General features: G+C 35.1%; 19 protein-coding genes. 5 read left to right on the top strand and 14 right to left on the bottom strand.

The window, feature by feature from the left end; genetic code table 11:
• Nucleotides 1-145: 145 nt before the first annotated feature.
• Genes BM398_RS14760 through BM398_RS14750 form a run of 3 tightly spaced genes read right to left on the bottom strand, consistent with a single transcriptional unit; the run spans nucleotide 146 to nucleotide 2395 of the window.
• Entirely contained in the window at nucleotides 146-748 is a 603-nt protein-coding gene (locus BM398_RS14760) for a DUF1292 domain-containing protein (RefSeq protein ID WP_092338722.1), read from the bottom strand.
• Nucleotides 745-1407: a TraX family protein gene (locus BM398_RS14755; protein ID WP_092338719.1), complete on the bottom strand. Its 663-nt coding sequence runs from the start codon at nucleotides 1405-1407 to the stop codon at nucleotides 745-747. Before BM398_RS14755 ends, BM398_RS14760 begins: the two co-directional genes overlap by 4 nt.
• Nucleotides 1400-2395 carry a hypothetical protein gene (locus BM398_RS14750; protein ID WP_092338717.1) on the bottom strand — a complete coding sequence of 332 codons (996 nt, stop codon included), beginning with the start codon at nucleotides 2393-2395 and terminating at the stop codon, nucleotides 1400-1402. Before BM398_RS14750 ends, BM398_RS14755 begins: the two co-directional genes overlap by 8 nt.
• Before the next feature lie 265 nt (nucleotides 2396-2660).
• Between BM398_RS14750 and BM398_RS14745 the strand changes: the two genes are divergently transcribed.
• The gene (locus tag BM398_RS14745) at nucleotides 2661-3206 is read left to right on the top strand and encodes a hypothetical protein (protein WP_092338715.1); all 546 of its coding nucleotides are present in this window, start codon (nucleotides 2661-2663) and stop codon (nucleotides 3204-3206) included.
• A 260-nt stretch (nucleotides 3207-3466) separates the two neighbouring features.
• Here BM398_RS14745 and BM398_RS17240 read toward each other — a convergent pair whose 3' ends face one another.
• From BM398_RS17240 to BM398_RS14735, 3 genes are read right to left on the bottom strand one after another with little or no spacing between them, the layout of a single operon-like run.
• On the bottom strand, nucleotides 3467-3634 hold the full coding sequence (locus BM398_RS17240; RefSeq protein WP_175531971.1) for a hypothetical protein: 168 nt from the start codon (nucleotides 3632-3634) through the stop codon (nucleotides 3467-3469).
• A complete protein-coding gene (locus tag BM398_RS14740; protein WP_092338713.1) occupies nucleotides 3627-4262 on the bottom strand; it encodes an SOS response-associated peptidase in 636 nt (211 codons plus the stop codon). Before BM398_RS14740 ends, BM398_RS17240 begins: the two co-directional genes overlap by 8 nt.
• Nucleotides 4263-4291: 29 nt before the next feature.
• A complete protein-coding gene (locus tag BM398_RS14735; protein WP_092338711.1) occupies nucleotides 4292-5020 on the bottom strand; it encodes a recombinase family protein in 729 nt (242 codons plus the stop codon).
• Between the two features lie 322 nt (nucleotides 5021-5342).
• Here BM398_RS14735 and BM398_RS14730 point away from each other — a divergent pair, with 322 nt between their 5' ends.
• Together BM398_RS14730 and BM398_RS14725 are read left to right on the top strand one after the other, a co-directional pair.
• Nucleotides 5343-5858 carry a hypothetical protein gene (locus tag BM398_RS14730; protein ID WP_092338709.1) on the top strand — a complete coding sequence of 172 codons (516 nt, stop codon included), beginning with the start codon at nucleotides 5343-5345 and terminating at the stop codon, nucleotides 5856-5858.
• Nucleotides 5859-5898: 40 nt separating this feature from the next.
• On the top strand, nucleotides 5899-6291 hold the full coding sequence (locus BM398_RS14725) for a hypothetical protein (protein WP_092338707.1): 393 nt from the start codon (nucleotides 5899-5901) through the stop codon (nucleotides 6289-6291).
• Nucleotides 6292-6495: 204 nt separating this feature from the next.
• Here the strand turns inward: BM398_RS14725 and BM398_RS14720 are convergent, their stop codons facing one another.
• From BM398_RS14720 to BM398_RS14700, 4 genes are all read right to left on the bottom strand, one after another.
• Nucleotides 6496-7545: a Fic/DOC family protein gene (locus BM398_RS14720; protein ID WP_092338705.1), complete on the bottom strand. Its 1050-nt coding sequence runs from the start codon at nucleotides 7543-7545 to the stop codon at nucleotides 6496-6498.
• Complete coding sequence (locus BM398_RS14715) at nucleotides 7532-7714, bottom strand: antitoxin VbhA family protein (RefSeq protein WP_092338702.1); 183 nt, start codon at nucleotides 7712-7714, stop codon at nucleotides 7532-7534. The genes BM398_RS14720 and BM398_RS14715 overlap by 14 nt, the downstream gene beginning before the upstream one ends.
• A gap of 2 nt (nucleotides 7715-7716) precedes the next feature.
• Nucleotides 7717-7908, bottom strand: coding sequence for a helix-turn-helix domain-containing protein (locus tag BM398_RS14710; protein WP_092338699.1), 192 nt, complete (start codon nucleotides 7906-7908; stop codon nucleotides 7717-7719).
• 430 nt (nucleotides 7909-8338) lie between these two features.
• Nucleotides 8339-9169, bottom strand: a complete 831-nt coding sequence (locus tag BM398_RS14700) for a DUF5688 family protein (RefSeq protein WP_092338695.1) — start codon at nucleotides 9167-9169, stop codon at nucleotides 8339-8341.
• A gap of 639 nt (nucleotides 9170-9808) precedes the next feature.
• Here BM398_RS14700 and BM398_RS14695 point away from each other — a divergent pair.
• Nucleotides 9809-10300, top strand: coding sequence for a hypothetical protein (locus BM398_RS14695; protein ID WP_092338693.1), 492 nt, complete (start codon nucleotides 9809-9811; stop codon nucleotides 10298-10300).
• Nucleotides 10297-10746, top strand: a complete 450-nt coding sequence (locus BM398_RS14690) for a hypothetical protein (RefSeq protein ID WP_092338691.1) — start codon at nucleotides 10297-10299, stop codon at nucleotides 10744-10746. The genes BM398_RS14695 and BM398_RS14690 overlap by 4 nt, the downstream gene beginning before the upstream one ends.
• A gap of 220 nt (nucleotides 10747-10966) precedes the next feature.
• Here BM398_RS14690 and BM398_RS14685 read toward each other — a convergent pair whose 3' ends face one another.
• The 4 genes from BM398_RS14685 to BM398_RS14670 form a co-directional block, all read right to left on the bottom strand.
• A complete protein-coding gene (locus tag BM398_RS14685) occupies nucleotides 10967-13129 on the bottom strand; it encodes a DEAD/DEAH box helicase (RefSeq protein ID WP_092338689.1) in 2163 nt (720 codons plus the stop codon).
• Nucleotides 13130-13205: 76 nt separating this feature from the next.
• A complete protein-coding gene (locus tag BM398_RS14680; protein ID WP_092338687.1) occupies nucleotides 13206-14303 on the bottom strand; it encodes a hypothetical protein in 1098 nt (365 codons plus the stop codon).
• A gap of 25 nt (nucleotides 14304-14328) precedes the next feature.
• The gene (locus BM398_RS14675; protein ID WP_092338685.1) at nucleotides 14329-17289 is read right to left on the bottom strand and encodes a type I restriction endonuclease subunit R, EcoR124 family; all 2961 of its coding nucleotides are present in this window, start codon (nucleotides 17287-17289) and stop codon (nucleotides 14329-14331) included.
• A gap of 6 nt (nucleotides 17290-17295) precedes the next feature.
• Entirely contained in the window at nucleotides 17296-18543 is a 1248-nt protein-coding gene (locus BM398_RS14670; protein ID WP_092338683.1) for a restriction endonuclease subunit S, read from the bottom strand.
• Nucleotides 18544-18548: the final 5 nt, after the last annotated feature.

The following is an 18548-nucleotide window of genomic DNA, read 5'->3' as shown; positions in this document are numbered from 1 at the left end:
TTCAGTCCTTTCTTCTAATGTACCGCACCCTATAACATAAATAAAGTGCGTAAGTTAGTGGTTGCTTAACTTACACACTTTATTTTACATTTTCCAAAATCAATCTTGTTTACTGATTTAATAACCATATCACAGACTCTCATTTTTAGTAGTGCAATGTTATATTGTCAGATACAAGTAATTTGCTGAGCTCTACGCCCTTTTCTTTTTTGAAATATTCTTTTACTGCTTCATATTCCATGTCATTCCTTATTGGCTCAGTTACAATAGCTTTTTCGCCATTTTCAAGCTCTACAAACTCATATCTGTAGAATGCTCCTCTATGCTCTTTCTCTTCCGGTTCGACATATGCAACTAAAACATAGTCATGCTTCTTGTCTTCTACTACTCCATAATTAAAGAACATAAGAGCTTGTCCTTGTTTTGTAATATGACTTTCTTTTCCAAGTCCCTGAACATTGATCAAAGGAGCAGCTTCTTTATTATCTTCTCCGATGAGGCCGGGAAGATGTACATTAGTAAATAGATCCAGAACGTTCTTATATAGAGGCTCTACTAAATCATATGTAAAGAACTTACCATCTTCATCATAACCATAACCAAGTATCTGAGTTTCATAAGGCTCCTCAGTTGTAGTAACAGCGCAGTACCATCTTCCTTCATAATCAAATTTATAGAATACTTCTGCGTCTCTGATCTGGTTCTTTGTATCAAAGACTTTTACAGTGATAATCTCGTCATTGTTCATTTCACAAAAATCCTTTCTAAAATAAGTAAAACAATCATATGAACTGGATAAAACCAGTAATATAAACGTTTTGGAAGCTTAACTCTTTCATCAATCGGTTTTAGTAATGCTATCGGAATGATTGAAAAAACTGCAAAAAACTGTTCAAAAGCTTGCCGCATTATAAGAACATAAAAAGCCCATAAGATTACTAAAGCAAGAAACATATTGTAAGGGTCATTCTTCTTTATCATAAGATAATACATGCAAACTGCAGTTAAGCTACCATATATTCCATAATCAAAACTAATAAACATATATAGACCAGCAGTAAAAAGAAGAATTAATCCGGCTAAAGCAATCTTCTTAAGATTTGGAATATCACCTTCCAAAATATACAACACGATGACCGATATAAGCCAGGTCAGGCCTATATCAATAGCTGGTTTCTTTTCCATCAGGTAGTAAGGAATCTCAGAAGCTATCGTAAGTATAAGAAGATTTTTAATATAATTGTTTAGCGTTCCATGCTCTTTTGAGTAATAAAAGCCCCTTGCGATACAATACCCAAATACTGGCATAGCAAGGCGTCCAATATATCGAATCCATCTTATATCCGGAAAAAAAATCAGGCCTATATGATCTATGAGCATGGTTATAAGGGCAAATAGTTTAATCATTATCTGGATCCGATCCGGAAGCGTCTGATGAAGCAGCGGCGCTATTGTTCTCTTCTATGATGTAATAATTAAATGTGTCTTTGAATAGATCATTAAGCTGTTCAAAAGATCTTCCATTATAGTAATTTATTGACTGATCCTTTTCTGCAGATAATTGAGGAGCTGTATAAAATCCATATAAGTCATAAAGCTTCTTTACCTGAGAAAAGAGTGAGTAATAATCTTCTTTATTGAATATCTCACCCTTACTATTATTGGAAAAAACAAAAGTATAGTATTTTCTTGAGTGTTCAGGACTTTGCTGAGCTTCTAGCATCATTACGCCGTAGTATGATTTTGGATAACAGATAGTACTATATGTTGTTGTAAGGCTCTGTCCGCTTGTGGCAGTAAAAGTTGTATAGTACCATTTTTTATCTATAGATATCCTTGCAGAAAGATTTCCGCTTTCGTCGACTACTGGATTTCCATTTGTATCATTCTTGGTTATATCATCTATTACCGGAAAATTAAGGGAAAGTAATGTTTTAAAGTAATTATTGTATGTTGAAAGTGAGGTTCTTACTTCACTTATTCCAAGCTCTGCATCTGGAGATAAGTTATCATCACCATACATTACATAAAATAGAATATCTTCGTCAGTAATAGTCTTATAATTAACGAATGCAGCCTGCTCGGTTCCACTTAAATCTGTTGAAGCAGCATCTTCTTTTTTCTCAGTTTTCCAGACTCCTATAACTGAAAAGTCTTTTTTTGTAGTAGGATCTGTAAACTTACCTGATCCAATTGTATATCCATCGGGAACTTTGATATCTCCAATATCAAGCGAGATAACATTGTTTTCTTGCGCAAGAATTGCGTCACTAGGAACAATTATCTGTTCAGTAACTTTTCCTGTTCCTTCAGTACCAGAAAAGTTTGAAAAACCACATCCAGTTATTGATAAAATCATAAGTCCGCTAAGTAATACAGCGATTTTCTTTTTCATTAAATTATATATGCTCCTACATATTTTTTGTTTGCTTTATTGTAGCACGGGGTACACACAAAAGCAATTTTTATTAACATATAATCCTGTAAATAACAGGCATACAAAAGGTGTACTATAAAATGTTATTATTAAATTGACATTACGTTTTCTGATATGCTATACTCCCTCTAAATAAGATTGATGTATAGGCCTTCGCTGCTTAAGTGAAGGTTGTTGAGAAGATTCTTTTCTTTGAATGATTTGTAGTGAAGGTAGGAAAAATATGACACTGATTAACAAGGAAACGTTTGATATATTAGAATCAATAAATTTTGAGGCACTTCAAGAATTTAAGTGTGAAATGGATATCAATCCGGATGATTACTTTGAATGTGACGAGGAAATAGCACCTATCATCTGCCTGTTAAACAAAAAAGGCTATCTAACAAAATACTGCTGTCAGGGACATTTATATGATTCTATTAACGCTGCAGTATTTAAAATAGACAATATCGATGAGATCTATAAAGGTGTTCCAGGTGTTCTTAGTATAGATAACGCAAAAGATGGGAAGGTTTCAGTTGCATTTAGACAACAAGTACACTATGACTTATACATCCTATTTGAGGATGCATCCGTTTTACCTACGCCACCGGAAGGGTTTAGTTTAAAAGGAAACACCTTAGAATCAGTATTGTTTCCTGAAAACATAGAATGTAATGAGAAATATATGCAAGATAAACCTTATGAATATTTCGAAAAGAAGCTAAGCGTATTCAAGGTTTTGTACGAGTGGGTGCAAAGTCTTCCAAATTTGAAAGAGAATTAAATAATTTGCGGCTTAGTAAAAACCTCTCATAATTGTTTATTATATTATGGCTCTTATGGGGAGCTATAATTAATCATTTTAATAAAATGAAGAACCCTCGGTGAATGTGAAAACCGAGGGTTTAGTCAAATTATGTATCTATATGGCAACCGAAAGTTGCAAAAGAAAGTTACTTTCGATTACATTGTTAATTATAAATTATCATAAGGAAGATTTCAAGGGCTATTACACCTAAAGGCGAAAAGAAACCTGTAATATCATCAATCTTCTTTGTTTACGATATCTACAGATTTTATCGCTTCAATATCTTGCATTAACTGTGATTCTTCATAATTCAGAATCTGAGCGAATACTTTAATATTTCCAGCATCAACATTCTGATAGATTGAGTTTAATAATCTTTTCACACCTTGTTTTTTTTCATACATGATTGATTCTCCTTTTTTCAATAATCATATCGGTTAAAACATATGGGACAACTTCTTCAGGAGCCAAGGAAATATTAATCCAATCATTGATTTTATCTTCAGGAAGAATAAGCGGCATCCTGTCATGGATGGTAGAAAGCTCCTTAGTTGGTTCTTTTGTAAGAATCACAAAGACTGGGAATCCATTTTCTATACGATAAAGACCGCAAAGCCATGTTATAGTGCGTCCGGCTGGCTGGATGGTATATTTATCGCCTGTCTTTTCTTTTCCATCTGGACTTTTATAATGTTGCCATTCATGGTAATAAGAGGCTGGAATAATGCATCTGTGAGTTTTCCAGGCTTCTTTAAACGTTGTTTTTTTGCTTGCTGTTTCTAACCTAGCATTAAAAAGGGATCTCTTATTGTTTTTCGCAAGGAATCCCCACTGCATAGGAAATACGCTTCGTATCCCATTGGAGTTCGGGGCGATTACAGGAACAATATCCGTGGGGCGCACTTCTCCATAAGTAACAAGTGGTCGTCCGTGTGTAATTAAAAACTTCTTGGTAAGTGAGGATTTGGAGACTTTTTCTACTATTTCTTTTAAGTCAACGGAATCTTTTTCAAGTACGTAACGTGTACACATATTAGTCTTCCTTTTGCTTAATGGCGTCCTCACGGTGAGGACAATCTGAGTTCCTTCTTATATTTATAGTACGTATTTCGATGTATTCCTATGAGCTTGATACACTCTCCATCGGAAAGAGTTCCTTCGAAATTCTTACTTAAACGAACAATCTCTTCTTTTGCATGAGCTTTCATCTTTGGAATCCTTGGCTTCCCTTTTACTCCGCCAATCTGCTTCCCATTAAGCCTTGCTGTCTCGAGTCCTTCCTTGGTCCTTATATGTAGGTCATCTACTTCCTTCTGAGCCATCTCAAAGGCAATTCGAATCTGTCTTGCAGCTAGTCGCCTGAAATAATTATTTAAGCCTTTGAAGATTTCATCTTCATCGGTACCTTGGAGCTCAATCTTGTCTTTCAAGTTTTCGGCATATACAGAAGTATCAATGTAATGCTCTTTTAGAAATATCAGATGAATACCTTTTTCGTATAATTCAAAATATGTTTCTATTCCTTCATCTGCATTTCTGCTCATTCGTGAAACGGAATCAAAAACAATAGTATCTCCAGAAGAAAGCGTTTTAAGTAGCTTCATCCATTCCGGGCGATCCATTTTTGTGCCGGTATATGCTTCCTGAACAATAATAGCATTTGGATATTGACCCTTGATATTACGGATCTGACGATCTATAGATTGCTGCGCTCTTGATATACGACAATATCCGTAAATTTTTGAAAGCTGTATTAGCGCTTTTTTTGCTTCTTCATCGCTATATCTCATATATGAATCCTCACATATTTAACGTTCCTTGAATATGTTACTTCTTTTTCTATATAATTATATCATAAAGGACTCTTATTTAGTACAATCTAATACAACGTTCAATATGTTACTGTTTTTTCAAACTAACAAAAGAAAATAATAATATCAATATATATATATAGTATATGATGCCAACGTACATTTGAAAAAGTTTCTATTTTAGGGATAATAATATGGGTAGTGATTTTTAGAACTACAAGTAATAGTTGTAAAATAGATATATAAGAAATAGGTCATTGTTGTAGTATTGTGTAGTTTATGAATACATGGAGGTTCAGGAATGTCCATAGATACATTTACTTCTTGGCATGTCGGAGTTGCAGCTGAAGCCATAGTAGCTGCACAATTTGCTAGATGTGGTGTTGCGGTGTCAGTTCAGTATGGCGCGGATCAACCAGAATATGATCTAGTAGCTGTTGAAGGAGATCTTTTACTTAAGATATCTGTTAAAGGTAGTAAGGATGGTGGATGGGGACTTACTCAATCGTATAAAAAAGGCAGAACTTACCATGAAGCAATAGATGCGTGGCTGGAGGCACATGGGAAAAAAACTATTTTTTGTTTAGTACAATTTAAAGGTGTAGAGCTTAACAAAATGCCAAGGGTATATCTTGCATCTCCTGCTGAGATTGCTGAGGAGATGCACAAATCTAGAGCAGGTAATGGTGAAACTGTGTTAAGAGAATATAAAAAATGGACAGATAAAGGTATTGCGGCTGGAACAGAAGATATAATTCCTGAAAAATGGTTGTTTTCTGAAGCGCGTGTCAGAGAGATGTTTGAAAATTATGCATAAATAAATGCATCACTTATACATTATATGGGAGAACTTGATTATGAAAGTTTTTAGCGTGCTTATGTTTTTTATAGAAGCAGTGTATCTTGGGATAACAGTTTTATTTTCTTTTTTGCTAGGAACATCATATTGTTTTGATGTGATATTTGTTTTTTTAGTATCTGGGATTGTTGTTTCTGTACTTATAGGAAACCCGGCAATTGCTTTGATAATTGCATTATTAGCTTCTATTTGTTTTCATCATTATAGACATAATGAGATTATAAAAAACACAATGATAGTGATAACATCTATCCTTTTGGCTGTTCCAGCGTTCTTTTTTACTAAGCTATTTATTAAAGACATCTTATTTTCTATTCTTAATACAGTGACAGCAGTGGGGGTAAATATATACATGAGAAGAAAACTCAGGCTTGATGAGTGGTGGGGATAAGAGTTTATATGTTGCTTGCGAACAAGATTGATACAATAAGAAAAATAAGCTTATTATGTGACTTTTTTATTCAAAGTACTATTCAAAGTTCTTATTAATTTATATCAGCTGTGTTCTAAGATCACAGCTGTGCATATTCAACGTTATATTAAAATTTGTTTTCGAAGTAAAAATCCCGCAAATCCTCAGATTTGCGGAAAAAATTTATCGTGTTTTTTCGCTTATTGAAGACTGAAAATTCTTAGAAACCGGCTGTATGAGTTTTTCAGGTAGTAAAGGGTAGATTTGTGCAGGATCAATGTCGTTATTTTTCATATCTTGAATGACTTGATTTATTTCTGCTTTTAGTGAGTCAAGCTTTGGTCGACGTTCTTTAAGTCCTAAGAATACATCATCTAATGAAGCATCATTTGAAGGAAGTGCAGAGATTTTTTCTGCTTTTTCATATAACTGTGTCAAAGCATCGGCGTATTTTTGGTACATTTTATTATCTTCTGATACCGGTTCACCATAGTTTTGTGCATTCATCTTTTCAATTTTAGCTTCATACAATTTATTATAGGTCTCAGATTCTTGATATTCCTCATATCCATAGTATTCATATCCTTCAGAGTCTATGTTAAGGTCATCTGAAGTGAGAATCTTCATATAATCACAATTTATAACCATATCATGATTTATCGGTGTCAGCGCCCTTGAAAAAATGTTTATAAAGCCAGTGTTGTCTGCTTTATCAAATGATAGTTTACTTGCCATAAGCATTTCTTTTTGTGTTGAACAGGATAAATCAAAGTCATATCCGCATTCAAGACAAACAATTCTGGCAAATTCTCGCTGTGCTCTTCCATTACCTTCTCGGAATGGATGTAGTGCGTTTAAATCTCCATAGTTTTCAGCTAATGCTCTGACAAAATTTTCTTTATTGTCCTTATTTGCAAAACATTGTGAAAAGTACTTTCCAAATACAGACTCCGCAAAATCATGTATGCAAACAACTGTACAGAACAGATTTCCTTTTCCAATATCAACCGTTCTCTCTTTACCTGCCCAGTCATAAATATCTTGAAAAATATATTTATGTATTGATTTTAAGTGATTAAAATCAAAGTTTCCTTTTATTGGTTTTTTTTGAAGTTCTTTGACACGCAGAGATGTAAGCCTAACCTCTGCATTAAACAACTCATCTTTATCTCTGATATCGAACTTATTCTTCAAGACATCAGAATTTGGATAGCAATATTTAGTGTCTGACATACTTTTTTATTATCTCCTGCCTTAATTCCTCGGATGTTTTTTCGCCTTTGGAGACCTTTATCAGTTCATTGATAAATTCCTCGTCAAGATACATCCCTTCAAGAGCCATAGTTGTCACAACATTTCTTATTTCTCTATTTTCTTTCGTGTTTTCTAAAAACATAGCCATTGTTATTTCCTCCTAGCAAAGTCTATTCTTACTGCTTTTTCTAATAACTGATTCACATACACTGGACATTCTCGATAGTTTTGATTATCTGGATGTGATTCCCATTTCTTTATGGTCGGAACAGGGATATTATAGTATTTTCCGAAGTCAACTTGGGAAAGCCCTGTCATTTTCCTAATTTCTTTAATAGTCATTTTTATACCTGCTATTTTTTAAATAGTTGCATACATATTATAGCACCCATAGGGTACTAGCGTCAATGATTGTTCATTATGTGCTCTACTAATTAGACAATAAACCTATCAGGATCTTTGTGAAGAAAGGCATAAAATTCCTCCTTGTATTGCTTTTTTACTTACTTCTGCAGGATACATGGATATGACTTCTCTTAAGATAGATTTTGAAACAAGAGAAGGGACAAGGTTTTTAATTCCTTTTTATATTTTTCTATTTCATAAGGAGCAAGTTCTAATAAAACTTCTGCTATTTCAACAGCCCTTCGATTCTCTTTGGCTGCATTTTGGCAGCCTTCTTTCAGCGTTTTTGCAAATCCTCAGATTTGCGGCTTTTTCATGGGAAAGTGGCATTTCTGCCACTCTCCCAGCCCTATAAAGAGATTTATTATTAGATAGCCATTCTAAACGGTGTATCTGATAAAACATCTTCATCCGCAACCTGTGTTGCATTTACTTCTCTTACCATGTTGGTTACTTCTTCCATTCCGTTCTCGTCCTTGTAAGGAACAACGATAGTTTCGTGGATTGAACTTGGAAGGATAATTACTTCATCTGTTTTCATTCTTCTTTTAATCTCTGCCTTTGCAGTTTCTGTAAATACAGCATATGCTCCGTGGCTCATACTCTTGTTTGTAACAACAAGTACAGGGGGATTATTGCTATCATCAAATGGCGGCTCTTCTCCGTCCATTAGTACTGTTAATGTTTCAAACATACTCTTGATAACAACGTCTTTTTCGGAATTTGCCTTTGCTCTTTCCCAAAGCTCTTCTTCACTGATATTCCAGTTTTCAAGCATCTCAGGCTTTACTCTGCAAGTCGCATAGTCGATGATGCCTGTTAAATCAATTACTATTGATAAAGTAATGCCGTTTTCTTGGCGGTTAATGCAATCAGTGTAAGTATTTGCTTTTGAGCAATCTATTCTTACTCTTTCAAGGCAAAAATCCTTGTCTTTTATGAATGATAATGCCTTATCTTTAGTTTCATCGCTGAGAGTGTTCATATCGACAAACTCAATGATTTTATCTGCTGTTTCGCTGATAGATAATCCTGCATTGTAAAAATCATCAAAATAGATGTTAGGTCGAATTTCGCCTTCTCCAATGCACAATCCGTCACGAGCAACACCATTCTTGAATACTTTTACTTGTCTTGTGGTGTAACCACGCTCGTTTAATTCCTTTTCTACTCCGTTAAAAAATTCTGTTCTTTCCATATCGAAGAACCTCGCTTTCTGCCGTGTATGGCTCTAATTTTTTTACCGCCGTGGCGGTTCTCTTTACATTTATTATTATAGTACACGGTACACACAATGTCAATTACTAAAACTAAATTATTCTAAAAAATCGCGTAAAATAGGGCTTTACAGCCGGAGGCGTCGGGATTATCCTTGGAGCCTGCGGGGGTGTTGGGGGCGCAAAGCCCCTGACAAAAGGTCATTCAGAGTATCAATTCGTAGATTGGCATAGTCCGTGGTACGATCGAAGGGGCGATGAGGGTAGGAAAAACCATTTTCTTATCCTCATCGCCACTGCGAAGAGGACACGGACGGTTTATGAGTCAAGAGACAGTACGCTGGCCGCAGGCCGGGCAGCTCTTGACTCATAAAATGCCTGAGAAACCTTTCCGGATTTTATTTCATATTTTTATTCAAAGTTCTTATTCGAAGTTCTATTCAGGGTTATTTTCAAGGATTTTAGCAATAAAAAAGAGAAGCTGGGTTTGGCTTCTCTCATCATTACGTCCTCACGGTGAGGATGATTTACAATAATCCGATTGCTTATTATCAAATTTATTTCTAAAATAGTTATTAGATTGTATTGATGGTTAATGCTAAGATTAAGAGGAAATAGTTTTGATTACTACGTTTATGACTAAATCTAACTTATTGAACATTATTAATTCTCCTTTTGCAGGAAATGTAATTGGTCTTATTTCACTTTTGGTTGGAGTTCTTGGTTTAATAGGGACTGTTATTACATATTTTATGACCAAGAAGATTGAGAAGAAATTACCAGAAGCCCAAGTACATGCAATCGATAAAATGCATTTTAAAGAGTATAGACCAATTGCTATAACTGCTTTAGAAGTTGAGTGCTCAAATGTTAAAGAAATTGGCAAGTTATCTCGTAATACGTGTACAAGAATGTTTTACATATGTACCAATATATTAAAGCACAAAGATGTATTGAATCCAGAAGATCTAAAATCTATCGAAAACATACATGATGAAATTAAAACGCTTGCATATTTAGATGGCAATTATAAACATAAAGATGTAATTGAATTTATAGAAAAAACAACTAATTTAATCGGTATTTTGCAGAAGGGGGAGTATGACTTATGATTGCTGATATGATAGAACATTTTATTGAAGATCTAATAGAAAAAACGATGTCAGCTAAATTAGACTGGAAAAACTTATCATTATTTCCAAGGTGGGATGATATAGATCTTGAATTAAGAAAAGAAGATTTTCCAATTGATTTTGAAAACATGAATTCTGTTCGAATGCAGAATTCTTATTATCTTCAATCTGGGGAAGGGTTTGTTTTTTTGTGTGAGGTTTATCATGGCGATCCGGAAGTTACGTCACCTGAAATGGACACAGTTGCTCTTATGGTAAAGATTAATAATGCATTGCCTGTTGAATTACTGTCAAGATATGGGGATGATCAGCAGATGGCACTGCGAAAGTTACGACTTGCTGTAGAAAGCTATTTAGAAAATAAGTATGCATATCCAGATGTACTATATCGATTTTTTAACCAAGTTTTGTCTGATAATGAATAACGATTTAGTAAGAACGGGAGGATTTGAGAAATCTCTCCCGCTCAGAAGGTTAGATGGGCAAGATGCTGTCTCATACCAAGAAATAGATGAGGAAGTTCTTGTGGAATTTTGTAAGTATATTACATCACATATAATCTAAAGCTAAAAGAGAGAAGCTGCTTTTGGGCTTCTCTCTCATCACGTCCTCACCGTGAGGACTTATTTATCTGATCATGTACTTTTAATTATCTGATAAATGTATACTTTCATGCTTTGCATTAATTCTATCGATTTCCTCTTTTATAATATCTCCAAAGCTCTTATCGTCAAGTTCAATGCTTTCCTTGGCCGCAACTGATTTATCAGCAAAAGCATCAAATTCAGCTTGCTTTTTCTCTAGGATTGTCAGTATTTTCTCGTCAACTGAATTCTCACAAAGCAATCTATATACAAGAACATTTCGTGCCTGCCCCATTCTATATGCTCTTGAAATAGCTTGGTTCTCAATAGATGGTTTATACTGCGGTTCGCATATTATAATTACGCTTGCGGATTGGATATTCAAGCCAGTTCCTCCAGATTGAATCTGTGCAGGCAAGACAGTTCCAGCAGGCGCTTCGTCAAATTCATCTATTATTTCCTGTCTTCTTTGTGGGGAAAGTGAACCATTAATAGGATTCATACATGAAGGACCTAATAATTCGTATACCGCCCCAATAGTATCAAGGAAATATGAGAAAACAATAACCTTTCGGTCATCATCTCTTGCATCTTCAACAATCTCTAACAATCGCTTCGCTTTTGATGAATACTTCAAATCCTCAACATTCCATGACACCCTACGAATAGCCATAAAGTTTTTAGAAAAAACCGTCTTTTCGTAAACTTCTTCTTCCTGTGGAGTCATGGTACACCATTCCTTATTCTCAATAAGTTCTGGTAACTCAGTTAATACTTGTTCTCTTTTTCTTCGATAATAAACAGGAGCTACACGTTCTCTAAACTGAGGTGCTGTTGCCATAAAAGCCCGGCTTCGAACAGAGCTCGCTATTTCAGGACGCAATATATCAATAAGGGCAATCATTTCATCAACCTTATTTTCCAATGCAGTACCTGTCATGAACAGCATTCTCTCTGCATGTTCAGAAATTCTTTTAACATTTTTGCTTCTAGCCGCATTAGGGTTCTTTATATAATGTGCTTCATCCACAACAAGCATAGAAAATTTGTAATCATCGTCTAACTTAAAATATCCCGTAGTTTCATATGTAGTTACAGCAACTCCGCCAGAACGAATCCAAGAATTCAGTGCATATTTTCTTCCCTGTCCGTGAACTTTCGTTACGGTTAGTTTACTATGCTTTCTAATTTCTCGGCACCAGTTAGTAATTACACTTGCAGGACAAACAACAACAAAGTGAGTTGCTCCCGTGTTCTTCAGTGAAACCATTGCAGCAATAGCCTGGACTGTTTTACCAAGTCCCATCTCGTCTCCAAGGAGGACTTTTTCTTGATGAAGTGTATATTTTACTCCCCATTCCTGATATCTTCTTAAGGTACAAAGCAATCCGTCAGGAAAGAAACATTCATCTTGGATTTCTCTTGCTAGATCTTCCGGTAAGCCATACACTTCATCAGAATTACCTAAAATCCCTGGATAAACATTTTCCAGCGTGGTAAAATAATCGATTGATTTTTGTTTAAAATCTTCCCATGCATCACTGTCTTCTGACTTTTCCACCTCACTCGCTTGGTCAGTTAGCACCTTAGCTTGAGTGCCATACTCATTATTAAGCAGATTTATCAGCGCGGGATATGCTTCTTCTGCTTTCTGTTTATTTGTAGAGGATGTAAAAAGCCATCTAAATGTGCCTGTAGAAGGTTCAAGATCCTCAAGCAAATATTGTATTTTCTGCTCATAATCATGTAATAAATCATCAGACTTATCAGATAATGATAAAAATGCTTTATACCTAAAAATAGCTGAGACCAATTTTGTGTTTTTGGCAGTCTTTGAATCAACACTCAGTCTAATTTTAGTATCTTTGCGCGCTTTATTCGTAAAATCCTGAGCTATTTTTTTTATCGTATAGGCTGCATCCTGACTAATACCATTTATTGAAGCAAGGGAATATACATTAGCAGTAGATACATCAGCGATACTGTTATACCCCGCATCTCTTAGGTTTTTTATACGCAGTCCACCTTTGTCGCGATTAAGTTCTTCAACCGGAACATCCCTTAATATATTTAAGACTTCCTGTGCAACCAACCCATCCGCTGCATCTTTTATATCATTAGCATATCTTTTCGATTCATCTATTACTTTATATAATCTGTTTAATAACTTCTTGTGTTCACTTTTTAAGCGTGAAGCATCTTTTTTGGAAAAAGGTCTTGCCATTTAAAACTCCATTTTATTACTGCCAAACCAAATTATTAATTCTTATGATTAGCTTTATTCCTTGCAATTTGATTGATTATTGCCAAATCTTATATGAAGCATACTTATTATCATAATGCACCAATTCAGTAATAAATTTTGATAAAGTAAACCCGCAATTTGCACAAGAGACAAGCTTTTGTTCATAATCCGTCGGATAGAATCCATGTATAACGGTAACACCTTCTTGCTCATCCCCAATTTCATCAAATACTTCTTCGATATCTGAATAATCAAAGATGACAGCTAAAGTATCTTTATTACAGCATGGACATTTTACGTATTGTTCTACACCAATATTCTCATGACTATAATCCGTTTGTATTTTTTTTGTCCACTTAGCCAGCTCATCAGTACTAAAATAGTAACGTTCTTCATATTTATCATTTGATTTAGCTTTCGCAAATGCCTTATATAAAGCTATTTCAGAATAGTCTACACTTGATTTAGCACCCGCCTGTATTATAGGGGCAATTAAAGCGGTAATACATTGTCCATTTAGCAATTTGTTATATTTTGAATAATTAGGCAAAGATAACAGTTCTTTAAATAAGACCAGGACATGTTGGCTCATTACTAAATCAAGCTCGCAATACTTCAATATATATTTTCCACGATGCATGATTTTATTTCTCATGTATGTTACAAAGTCTATTGTTGGACGATTAGCACTAAGCACTTTTGACGAAGGAGTTGTTAAAACTCCTTCTTTTACCAAATCGCATAGCCTTTTTATTGCATCTGACATCTCTACAGAATAACATTTCGAAATTTCTTCATCTGACAAATTTTTATTATTCAAAACCTTCTCTAAAATAATAGGATCATTAATTCGAGAAGACATTAGTAAATTAATGCTATCTAATTCCTTTTTGACTTGCAATTCAAGAAAATGCTGTAAATGTATAAAAATGTTTATGACGTTTTTTGTATAATCCGAACCATTCTCGTATTTATTATTTATTTCAGTTATATTTTGAGCATCATCATTATTGTTTAGTTTATCAGGATGATAAGTATCAAAGTATTCTGTTAGACCAATTATTAAAGAATAATACGCTGCATCTTTCTTGTAATTATTATCTAATAAATAATAATTACTGGAATCTTTTTTTAATGTTTCTAGATTAATCATCACACTTCCCTCAATAAATGTGTTGTTATAGTAGTTCCTCTATCTCCGGCATCAGATTATTCTTAAAATCATCGATTAAAGCCGTTCTAAACTTAAACTTTGGAAGGGCACCATCAGTTGATTCTTTATAGGCTGTATAGTCAGCTTTTTCCTTGAAGTTGTTCTCATTGGACATTTCACCGTTCTTGAAGTTGTATGCTTCGTATTTCACATCTTCAAAAGGTATGAGCCATTTGTCTGAGAATGCCTTTATCTCCTTATCAACAGCAGAATACCTCATCTCATTTATTATCACGGAGATATCTTTTCCAACATATATATCCTTCTCGTTTTCAATCTCATCAAGAACCTGAACTATGATATCGCCAAGCCTTGGATTGGTCTGAGCATACTCTTTTACCATTTCCCTGATAAATGCAAGTTTTCTTTCAAAATCAACTTCGTCAAAATCATCTTCAGACTGATCCAGCGAATCGACAAAGCCCTGCAAAAGCTCAACAATATACTCAAAATCAATTCGAAGCTTTGAAAATGCGACAAAATCATAATCATCATTTACAGGAGTGCTGTCGGAATCATTATTATCCGGCTTATCTTGCTTAAATTCTTCCAATATATTCTTATAATGTCCGTAGTAATTTTCATAATCTGCTTCAGTAAAGCCTACCTGAGAGAGTATTTCCGGATCATAAGTAGAAAAAGCTCTTAGATGGGATAAGCTTCTGTCTACATCTCTAAATGCGTATATGAAGCGCTTTTTTTCTTTCTTTGAAAGACTTGTAACATCGTCCGGCAAAGGAGCCAATACGCGAAGAGTCTTCACTGACAGGACAAATAATTCCCTGATAGTATCATAGTCTTCAGAAATCGGGACTCCCTCACCACCTCTTGAGTAAAGGACAAGCGCATCATTTATGGCTTTCTTATATTCTTCAGGCCTTTGCATCGTTACAATCTGCCCGAACTTTTTCTTCTTATCAAAGATCCTGTTTGTTCTTGAAAAAGCCTGTATTAGTCCCTGCGGGCTCATAGGAGGTCTGTCCATGAAAAGAGTTGAAAGGCACGGCGCATCAAAACCTGTAAGGAGTCTATCTACAACAATGATAAGGTCAAGCTGCTGATCTCTGTTAAGGTACTTCTTTTCCTTCCTTGCAAGACGGTCATTAAGATTGCTGTTATAAGCTCCGATATTTTCAATATCATACTTGGTGCCAAACATCTCATTGTAGTCTTTTAAAGATGCTTTCATTTTATTCTGATTAACGGTTGAGCTCTCGTCATTCTCAGTAACAGAATATGTTATTGCAAACTTCGGGAAGTCCGGAAGTGCTTTCTTTACATCTTCACTGATCTTAAGCTCATCCTCTCCGTTCTTTACCTTGCGAAGCAGTTCATAATATCTCTGAGCCATAGCAATAGAATCAACTGTGAGCATGGCTTCATACGTCTGACCTTTACCTTTTTCCATTCCTAGCTTTGTATAGGACTGATTAAGGATGATATCAAGGACTTTTCGCATATGTCCTTCAGATGAATAATATCTAGCAGCATCTTCTTCAGACAGTCCTTTGGCTCCAAAATGCTCTGTCATGAATCCAAGTACAGCTTCATCATGTATGGCTTCTTTTATCGTATAGCTGTGAAGACACTTTCCGTAAAGTTGCTCCGTAGTCTGTGGAAGATCGCCTTTAAGCTCGTATTTGTTTTCTTCAAATATAGGTGTTCCGGTAAAGCCATACCATAAAGAATTATTAAAGAACTTCTCAAGTTCTCTCTTTGTAGATGGCGTTACTGCCCTGTGGCACTCATCTACTACAAATGCCACTTTAAGAGCTCTTATCTTGTTATATTTAGGGGTACCTTCTTCAAGACGCTTATTTATCACAATCTGAAGCTTCTGACGTGTTGTTACTATCATCTGTCTCTGCCCGTCTGTAAGCCTTTTTATGAGCATGGAGACATTTTCTGTATCATCTACGTCAATCGTGTCATTTTCTGCATAAGACTGGAAAGCAAGCTTTGTCTGCAGGTCAAGGTCTTTTCTATCAATAAGGAATATTGTCTTTTCTATGGAAGGGATATCCATAAGAAGATTTCTGGTAGCCTTATAAGATGTCATTGTCTTACCTGAGCCTGTTGTATGCCAGATAAAGCCTGATTCACCGTGTTTAGAAGCTTCTCTCATGGATTCTATCGCATGTATCTGATATGGCCTTAATATAAGGAGCTTTTTCTTGTCATTATCCAAGACCACATACTTTGATACCATCTCATGCGCCTGCGGAATACGCAGGACTTGTTTAGTAAATTCGATATAGTCACTTACAGGGTGATTACCATGATCAAGCCATCCCGATAAGAATTTTGAATTAAGTTCGGAATCTCTTGCTGCAGCAAAATACTTTGTATCAACTGCATTACTTACAACAAACATTTGAATATTAGAAAAAATCCCATGGAATTTACCTTCCTGGATATATTTCTTTATCTGTCTGTAGCCCTCAATATATGAGTGTTCTTTATTCTTAAGTTCAATATGGATAAGAGGGATGCCATTTATGAGAAGGGAAACATCAAATCTTCTGTCTCTGTCTCCTTCTTCTGATTCATCCTTAAATGAAATATACTGATTTATTACTTCATATACGCTAGATCCACCGGCGATATGCTCGTTGTTCATAACAACAAGATGAAGAGTCTCATTTCCTCTCTGGACATGGACATATACTTTTCCGTTTTCGCCAACAAGCCATTTCCCTGCATCGTAAAATGAAGCATGCGAAATGTCGTTCTTTATCTTGGCAAACTCGGATTCCGATAAAGGAGTATCGTTTAGTTTTGCTTTATTATTCTGCTCCAAAATCTTCTTAAAATTTGCCCATAACTTTTCTTCTGTGTTAAGGTCAGGTCTGTAAGTCCACTGTGATTCATCACAACAAAGCTGATCTATAAGCCTTTTTTCTAATGCAGATTCTAATTCAGCCATTTTTAGTTATCCTTTCGTAGGAAACATATTCTGAAGCATATATTTTTTGAGTTCTTTTGTCTCGTCACACTTACGCTGATGAAGGGTGATAAGGTTGTCGAGCTGTTCAAAATATGTCCCTATTTTCTTCTGCTCTTCATATGAAGTATACGGAATTTCAATATCACCAACTAATTGTTTATTAAGTCCACCTCTTGCACCATCACCAGATGACATTTTTCTTATCTCGTCGTAACGATTTTCTAAATTACAAAAAATAAATTCCGGAACAATATCATCATTAAATGTCATGGCTGCGATTGATTGGTTTGTCGTAAGCGGAATACGGTTAATTGCTACAGTTCCACGAGTTTTTCCTTGTCCTGCAAGTGCGATTAGAACAGAGTTTTCTTTTATCATTTTTGCACTTGAATTATTCATCCCTTCTTGAGAAATCATGTTGTCTGTAAATGTAATATATTTCTTATGAACTTCCCCTGAAGATAACCATGGAACTTCCTTCGGTTCCCAGTAATTGCTTATCTTTGTGCTTGGAGTACCTCCGGCCACAATTTCAGCAACTTCAGAAACCTTACGCTGTTCCCAATCGTCAGTAAATCCATCAAATCTAATTTCCGGAATTTTCTCGCCATTTTTAGGAAACATTTTTTGAAGCATATATTTTTTGAGTTCTTTTGTCTCGTCACACTTACGCTGATGAAGGGTGATAAGGTTATCGAGAACATTCAAAAATTCTGCAATCTTGTTCTGTTCTGCTATGTTAGCAGGTATGATGACATCCAATTTCTCAATTTCTGACGTATTTATGACTGCCTGTGTACTTCCTGCAGACAAAGATTTTATGTGTTGAGAAACCGTAGGGCTGTTGATACTATCAGTGAGAAATTGATAGTTACATTTATCCAAATCCGGTCTAATGATAACAATATTTAGGCAGTTTGCTTCTTCTGAAAGCTCATAATTTACAGCTTTTCCACTATCTCCATGTCGTGCTATGAGAATGTCACCTTTTCTCAGCTGCGACTTTTTATTTTGTTCATGAAACTCTTTGGTAACATATTTTAAATCATCCTGATTCAATTTTAATCCGTTCAAGTTTCCAGTGCGATACATTGGGATACCTGATTCATCGGTATAATATTTTTCACAGGTTCCCACAAAACCGACGCATATTTTTTCAGCTACTTCATATAACTTACGCTGTTCCCAATTGTTGGTATAGTATTTAAATCTTATATTAGGTAATTTCCCCATAATAA

Source organism: Butyrivibrio sp. M55 (assembly GCF_900116865.1).
Classification (GTDB): domain Bacteria; phylum Bacillota; class Clostridia; order Lachnospirales; family Lachnospiraceae; genus Butyrivibrio.
Note: the sequence above shows the minus strand (reverse complement) of the source record. Positions and strands in the feature narration are given on the sequence as shown.